Annotated in this window: 5 protein-coding genes; 3 read left to right on the top strand and 2 right to left on the bottom strand. The window is 71.0% G+C overall.

The window, feature by feature from the left end:
- Positions 1-45 precede the first annotated feature (45 nt).
- A complete protein-coding gene (locus tag AOK08_RS38880) occupies positions 46-1713 on the bottom strand; it encodes a hypothetical protein (protein ID WP_055534890.1) in 1668 nt (555 codons plus the stop codon).
- A 221-nt stretch (positions 1714-1934) separates the two neighbouring features.
- Positions 1935-4133 carry an elongation factor G-like protein EF-G2 gene (locus AOK08_RS38875; protein ID WP_055534888.1) on the bottom strand — a complete coding sequence of 733 codons (2199 nt, stop codon included), beginning with the start codon at positions 4131-4133 and terminating at the stop codon, positions 1935-1937.
- Between the two features lie 292 nt (positions 4134-4425).
- On the opposite strand from AOK08_RS38875, the gene pgsA reads away from it, so the two are divergent.
- The 3 genes from pgsA to AOK08_RS38860 form a co-directional block, all read left to right on the top strand.
- The gene (pgsA, locus tag AOK08_RS38870) at positions 4426-5172 is read left to right on the top strand and encodes a phosphatidylinositol phosphate synthase (protein WP_079054540.1); all 747 of its coding nucleotides are present in this window, start codon (positions 4426-4428) and stop codon (positions 5170-5172) included.
- Entirely contained in the window at positions 5169-6155 is a 987-nt protein-coding gene (locus AOK08_RS38865) for a phosphatidylinositol mannoside acyltransferase (protein WP_241827293.1), read from the top strand. Before pgsA ends, AOK08_RS38865 begins: the two co-directional genes overlap by 4 nt.
- A partial coding sequence (locus tag AOK08_RS38860; RefSeq protein WP_055534884.1) for a glycosyltransferase family 4 protein occupies positions 6152-7305 on the top strand: 1154 nt, incomplete at its 3' end. The genes AOK08_RS38865 and AOK08_RS38860, both read left to right, overlap by 4 nt.

Here is a 7305-nt window from a genome sequence, read left to right as displayed (position 1 = left end):
GAGGACGCACACCCCCACCACCCCCCACCGCCAACCGCCGGAGGCCTACGCGTCGTAGACGTCAGCCTTCCGCGGCATCGGATCCTGCACCGCCGTGCTGAGGAACGACGACCGGTTCCCGAACTTCTCCGTGTCCACGCCGTTCTCCTCCAGGACCTTGATCGCCGCCGCGTGCACGACCCGCAGCACCGGGGTGGCCGCCCGCAGCGCGTCGTCGGCCATGAAGCGGTGGCGCCACGGCTGGTCCGCCCACGCGTGACGCAGGCCGAAGGGCTCGGGAAGGCCCAGTGAGCCGCCCAGCCAGTTCAGCAGCGGCGGGTACCAGGTCAGCGGCGCGCGCGCGGCCAGCCGTACGACCTCGTCCGCGTCGACCAGGGGCAGCTTGACCTTCCGGGTCTCCCAGAACCTCACCGACTTCTGGACCTCCTTCTCCTTGGCGGCGGGCTTGCTGGTGAAGAGGGAGTGCACCGGTCCGAGCGCGTGCCCGGTCACCTCGATGCGCAGGGTCTCGTGCAGCACGGTGACCGTGATGAGCATCGTGATGATCAACTGGCCGTCCCAGAGCGTCCACTGGACCCCGAGGTAGTGCCGCTGACCACTGCCGAACTGCTGCTTGTTGCAGATGTCCTGTATCGCGTGGTTCTTGAGCATGTAGGCCTCCACGTCCGTGCCGCTGGGCCGGGAGACCTCCGTCGCGCCCTCGCCGACGGGCGTGACGATCCAGTGCTTCAGGGACGGCTTGGTGAACCCGCCCGTGTTGAGCGGACCGCGCTCCAGCATGCGGAGCTGGTCGTGGATCGACCGTATGACGTCCCAGCTGCGGAAGGGGTGGATCTCCTTGCCCGCTTCCCGGGGGACCAGGTCCTCGGCGAGCTGCCAACTGCCCCACCGGGTGCCCATGCCGAGTATGCCCTTGGGGCCGGCGTAGAAGACGGAGTTGGACTGCTGCTCGGCGCTGAGCCGGGCGAGTTCCGTGCGCAGGTGCTCGGCGGCGGTCTCGCCGGGGCTGCCGGGCACCGCCTCGGGGATCTTGGCGCCGACGCCACCGCCGGCCAGCAGCGCGGCCCAGCGGTCGCGGAGGTCCTGCGCGGTGCGCTCGCAGATCTGCTTGGCCCATACCCAGCCGACGACCGGCAGGACGACGCACGCGCGTGCGTACCAGGCCCAGAAGCCGGTGAACGGCATTCTGATCAGGAAGATCACAGCCAGGGCGCCCACGGCGACCAGCAGGGTGGTGGCGAGGGTGGAGGCCCGCTTGTCCGCGCGCTTGGAGACGTTCGCGCGGCCGATGAAGACCAGCAGCCACAGCAGGAGTCCGGGGAGGAAGAGCACCCCGCACAGCACCATCACCGCGGAGAGCCAGTTGTCGCGGTCGCGCCGGATGCGGTGGGCCGCGAGGGCGTGCTCGACGATGACCTGCGGCTCGGTGCCGAAGGACTGGATGAGCGGTTTGCGGCCCGCGCCCAGCATGCGGTCGATCACGGCCCGGGAGAACGCCTCACCGAGCTTGGGCCGGAAGATCTTCGCCCAGGCGCCCCGGGGCGGCTTGACCGTCGACTTGTGCCACTCGTTGTCGGCTTCCAGGATCTTGGCGACCTCGTCGTCCTCCCGGTAGGCCGCCGAGGCCAGCGCGAAGGTCGCCGCCGTCTGGCCCGCGGAGCCCGACAGGGGCACCTGCGCCCCGGGACTGAAATCGAAACCGTCGTCCGCCACTCTGTGCCGCCCCCTCGCCGCCGTACCCGCTTCTGCGGCCTTTCCCGACTTCCGTGCTCCGCACACCTGTTGAACAGGTCATCACGTTGATGGAGTCACAACTTGATCAGGTGATCAGCGTATCCGCAGCCACCGACAATTGGTCGGCGGACGGCACAAGCCGTCCGCCGATGCGGAGGAGAACGTTCCGTGCGGGCCGCCCGGTGGGTGCCCGCCGTCAACTACGCGGCGCCCCGGGCTTGTTCGCGGACCCTTTCGGCCACCTGCGGCGGCATCGGTTCGTGCCGGGCGTACCTGCGGTCGAAGCGGGCGGTGCCGTGCGAGAGGGAGCGCAGATCGACGGCGTACCGGCCGATCTCGATCTCGGGCACCTCGGCCCGTACGAGGGTCCGCCCGCCGCTCGACTGCTCGGTGCCGACGACCCGGCCGCGCCGCCCGGACAGGTCGCTCATCACGGATCCCACGTAGTCGTCGCCGACCAGCACCGTCACCTCGGCCACGGGTTCGAGGAGTTGGATCTCCGCGTCGGCGGCGGCCTCGCGCAGCGCGAGTGCGCCGGCGGTCTGGAACGCGGCGTCGGAGGAGTCCACCGAGTGCGCCTTGCCGTCGAGGAGGGTGATCCGTATGTCGATGAGCGGATACCCGGCGGCGACGCCCTTGCCGGCCTGGGTCCGGACGCCCTTCTCCACGGACGGGATGAACTGCCGGGGAACCGCGCCGCCGACGACCTTGTCCACGAACTCGATGCCCGAACCGCCCGGCAGCGGCTCCACCTCGATCGCACAGATCGCGAACTGCCCGTGCCCGCCGGACTGCTTGACATGACGTCCGCGCCCCTCGGCCCGGCCGCCGAACGTCTCCCGGAGGGAGACCTTGTGCGGTACGACGTCCACCTGGACGCCGTACCGGTTGCGCAGCCGTTCCAGCGCGACGTCCGCGTGGGCCTCGCCCAGGCACCACAGGACCACCTGGTGGGTGTCAGGGTTCTGTTCGAGGCGCATGGTGGGGTCCTCGGCGACGAGCCGGCCGAGGCCCTGCGAGAGCCTGTCCTCGTCCGCCTTGCTGTGTGCCTGGATGGCCAGCGGCAGCAGCGGGTCGGGCATCTCCCAGGGCTCCATCAGCAGCGGGTCGTCCTTCGCGGAGAGGGTGTCGCCGGTCTCCGCCCGGTTCAGCTTCGCCACACAGGCGAGGTCGCCCGCGATGCAGTGCGTGAGCGTGCGCTGCTGCTTGCCGAAGGGCGCGGACAGGGCGCCGACGCGCTCGTCGACATCGTGGTCCTCGTGGCCCCGGTCGGCGAGCCCGTGCCCGGAGACATGGACCGTCTCGTCGGGCCGCAGGGTGCCGGAGAAGACGCGGACGAGCGACACCCGGCCCACATAGGGGTCGCTGGCCGTCTTCACGACTTCGGCGACCAGCGGGCCCTCCGGATCGCAGAGCGCCGGTTCGCGCGGGTGGCCGTCGACCGTGGTGACCCCCGGCGCCGGGCGCTCCAGCGGGGTCGGGAAGCCGCCGGTGACCAGTTCCAGCAGCTCGACCGTGCCCAGACCCTGCCTGGCACCCTGGGCGGCGGGGGCGGCGGCGAGCACGGGGAAGAAGGTCCCGCGCGCGACGGCGCGTTCCAGGTCCTCGACCAGTGTGCCGAAGTCGATCTCCTCACCGCGCAGATAGCGGTCCATGAGGGTCTCGTCCTCGCTCTCGGCGATGATCCCCTCGATGAGCCGGTTGCGGGCCTCCTCGATGGCCGGGAGCTGGTCGGGGCCCGGCTCGGCCTCCTTGCGCTCCCCGGAGGAGTAGTCGAACAGTTTCTGCGAGAGCAGTCCGGTCAGCCCGGTCACGGGCGCGTGCCCGTCCGGCCCCGGCGCGCCGTGCAGCGGCAGGTAGAGCGGCAGTACGGCGTCGGGGTCGTCGGCGCCGAAGGCCTCCGCGCAGACGCGCGTCATGTCGTCGAAGTCCGCGCGCGCGGATTCCAGGTGCGTGACGACGATGGCCCGCGGCATGCCGACCGCCGCGCACTCGTCCCACACCATCCGCGTCGAGCCGTCCACCCCGTCCGAGGCCGAGACGACGAAAAGGGCCGCGTCCGCCGCTCGCAGACCGGCCCTCAGCTCCCCGACGAAGTCGGCGTATCCGGGAGTGTCCAGAATATTGATCTTGTATCCGCCCCATTCGACGGGTACCAGGGAGAGCTGCACCGACCGCTGCTGGCGGTGCTCGATCTCGTCGTAGTCGGAGACGGTGCCGCCGTCCTCCACGCGGCCCGCCCGGTTGACGGCCCCCGCGGTCAGCGCGAGGGCCTCCACCAGAGTCGTCTTGCCGGATCCGGAGTGGCCGACCAGCACCACGTTCCGTACGGACGTGGGGTGGTCGGCCGCTGTAGCCCTGCCGGCGGCCCCGGGATGTGCGTTCGCCTTGTCGCCCATGGCCTTGTCCTCCCGTGCACGGTGAGGTCACTGTGGGCGCGGCCGTCGTCGAGCCGCGTGTGGCGGCTCCGATGACGCCCGCGGTGTTTTCGAGCTTCGCACTCCCGTAACGGTGCGTCCATACGGCGGACGCGACAGCGCGGACGGGACGGTGTGCGTGGGGCGATCGGGGACGGAGGGGAGAGGGAGAGCGACGGAGAGCGACGCGGACGTACGGCGGTGACCCGGATGGTGCGAGGCCGTGACACGGGCGCGGGTGCCCGAACGTCGCACACGCGCGCGCGTGGCTACGATGGGCCAGCCGGTGGCCACTAGGGGCCGCACGGCGAAACCGACCCTCGGGAAGGCCATGCTGAACAAGTACGCGCGTGCATTCTTCACGCGTGTCCTCACACCGTTCGCAGCGTTTCTCATCCGCCGGGGCGTCAGCCCCGACACGGTCACGCTCCTCGGCACCGCCGGAGTGATCGCGGGCGCGCTGGTCTTCTACCCCAGGGGCGAGTTCTTCTGGGGCACGATCGTCATCACGCTGTTCGTGTTCTCGGACCTCGTCGACGGCAACATGGCACGTCAGCTCGGCCGTTCCAGCCGCTGGGGCGCCTTCCTGGACTCCACCCTCGACCGGGTGGCCGACGGGGCGATCTTCGGCGGCTTCGCCCTCTGGTACGCGGGCGGCGGCGACGACCTCGTCCTGTGCGCGGTCTCCATCTTCTGCCTGACCAGCGGTCAGGTGGTGTCGTACACCAAGGCGCGCGGCGAGTCGATCGGCCTGCCGGTGGCCGTCAACGGCCTGGTGGAGCGTGCAGAGCGGCTGGTGATCTCCCTGGTCGCGGCCGGCCTCTCGGGCCTGCACGCGTTCGGGGTGCCCGGTATCCAGTACCTGCTGCCGGTCGCGCTGTGGATCGTCGCTGTCGGCAGCCTGGTCACGCTGATCCAGCGGGTCGTCACGGTCCGCCGCGAGTCCGCCGAGGCGGATGCGGAGGCGGACGCGGCAGCCGCAGGCGAGAGCGCCGCGCAGAACAGCGGGACGGCGTCGTGAGCGAGCTGCGGGGGCGGCTGACCGACGGGGCGTACGCGGTCGGCTGGAGCGCCGTCAAGAAGCTCCCGGAGCCGGTCGCCGCCCGGCTCGGGCGGACCATCGCCGACCTCGCCTGGAAACGGCGCGGGGAACGCGTACTACGGCTTGAATCGAACTACGCGCGCGTGGTGCCCGACGCGACACCGCAGCGCCTCGCCGAGCTGTCCCGCGCGGGCATGCGTTCGTATCTGCGCTACTGGATGGAGTCCTTCCGGCTGCCCGCGTGGAGCGCGGAGCGGGTGCGGACGGGTTTCGACCCGGAGGGCGTGCACCACCTGACCGACGGTCTGGCCTCGGACCGGGGAGTGATCCTCGCGCTTCCGCACCTGGGCAACTGGGACCTGGCCGGTGCCTGGGTCACCACCAAGCTGGAGACGCCGTTCACGACGGTCGCCGAGCGCCTGAAGCCGGAGTCCCTCTACGACCGCTTCGTCGCCTATCGCGAGGGCCTGGGCATGGAGGTGCTGCCGCACAACGGGGGCACCGCGTTCGGCACCCTGGCGCGGCGGCTGCGGGACGGCGGCCTGGTCTGCCTGGTCGCCGACCGGGACCTGTCCGCCTCGGGCGTCGAGGTGAAGTTCTTCGGCGACGCGGCCCGTATGCCGGCCGGTCCGGCTCTGCTGGCCCAGCAGACGGGCGCGCTCCTCCTGCCGGTGACCCTGTGGTACGACGACTCGCCGGTCATGCGCGGACGTATTCACGCTCCGATCGAGGTACCCGAGACAGGTACGAAGGCCGAGAAGACGTCAGTCATGACACAGGCGCTGGCCGATGCCTTCGCCACGGGAATCGCCGACCACCCGGAGGACTGGCACATGCTTCAGCGGTTGTGGATCGCGGATCTCGACCCCGCGAAGGATCCCGGGACGAGCGGGACGAGCGGGACGAGCGGTGCGGGCGGACAGGACGCCGTCGTGCGGGACCCGGGGAAGGGGACCCCGTGAAGATCGGCATCGTCTGCCCGTACTCCTGGGACGTACCGGGTGGCGTCCAGTTCCACATCCGTGACCTGGCCGAGTACTTCATCCGCCTGGGCCACGACGTCTCCGTCCTCGCCCCCGCCGACGACGACACCCCGCTCCCGCCGTACGTCGTCTCGGCCGGACGTGCGGTCCCGGTGCCGTACAACGGTTCGGTGGCCCGTCTGAACTTCGGCTTTCTGAGCGCCGCCCGGGTACGCCGCTGGCTGCACGAGGGCGAGTTCGACGTGATCCACATCCACGAGCCGGCCTCGCCCTCGCTGGGCCTGCTGGCCTGCTGGGCGGCGCAGGGGCCCATCGTGGCGACCTTCCACACGTCCAACCCGCGCTCCAGGGCCATGATCGCCGCGTACTCGATCCTCCAGGCCGCGCTGGAGAAGATCAGCGCCCGCATCGCGGTGAGCGAGTACGCGCGGCGCACGCTGGTCGAACACCTGGGCGGGGACGCGGTCGTCATCCCGAACGGCGTCGACGTCGACTCCTTCGCCCGAGCCAAGCCGAAGCCCGAGTGGCAGGGCGGCACGATCGGCTTCATCGGCCGCATCAACGAACCCCGCAAGGGTCTGCCGGTCCTGATGAAGGCGCTCCCGAAGATCCTCGCCGCCCGCCCCGCGACAAGACTGCTGGTCGCGGGCCGTGGTGACGAGGAAGAAGCCCTGGAGGGCCTGCCGCAGGAGCTGCGTTCGCGCGTCGAGTTCCTGGGCATGGTCAGCGACGAGGACAAGGCACGGCTGCTGCGCAGCGTCGACGTGTACATCGCCCCCAACACGGGCGGGGAGAGCTTCGGGATCATCCTGGTCGAGGCGCTGTCGGCGGGCGCGCCGGTCCTGGCCTCGGACCTCGACGCGTTCACCCAGGTCCTGGACCAGGGAGCGGCGGGCGAACTGTTCACGAACGAGGACGCGGACGCCCTGGCCGAGGCGGCCGTACGGCTCCTCGGCGACCCCGCCCGCCGGGCCGAACTGCGGGAGCGGGGCAGCGCCCACGTACGGCGGTTCGACTGGTCGACGGTGGGGGCGGACATCCTGTCCGTGTACGAGACGGTGACGGACGGTACGACGGCGGTCGCGGCGGACGAGCGGACGGGGACGGGGCTGATGGCGCGGTTGGGGTT

Source organism: Streptomyces graminilatus, from assembly GCF_001418565.1.
GTDB classification, from domain to species: Bacteria; Actinomycetota; Actinomycetes; order Streptomycetales; family Streptomycetaceae; genus Streptomyces; species Streptomyces graminilatus.
This window is presented reverse-complemented; position numbering and strand designations above follow the sequence as displayed.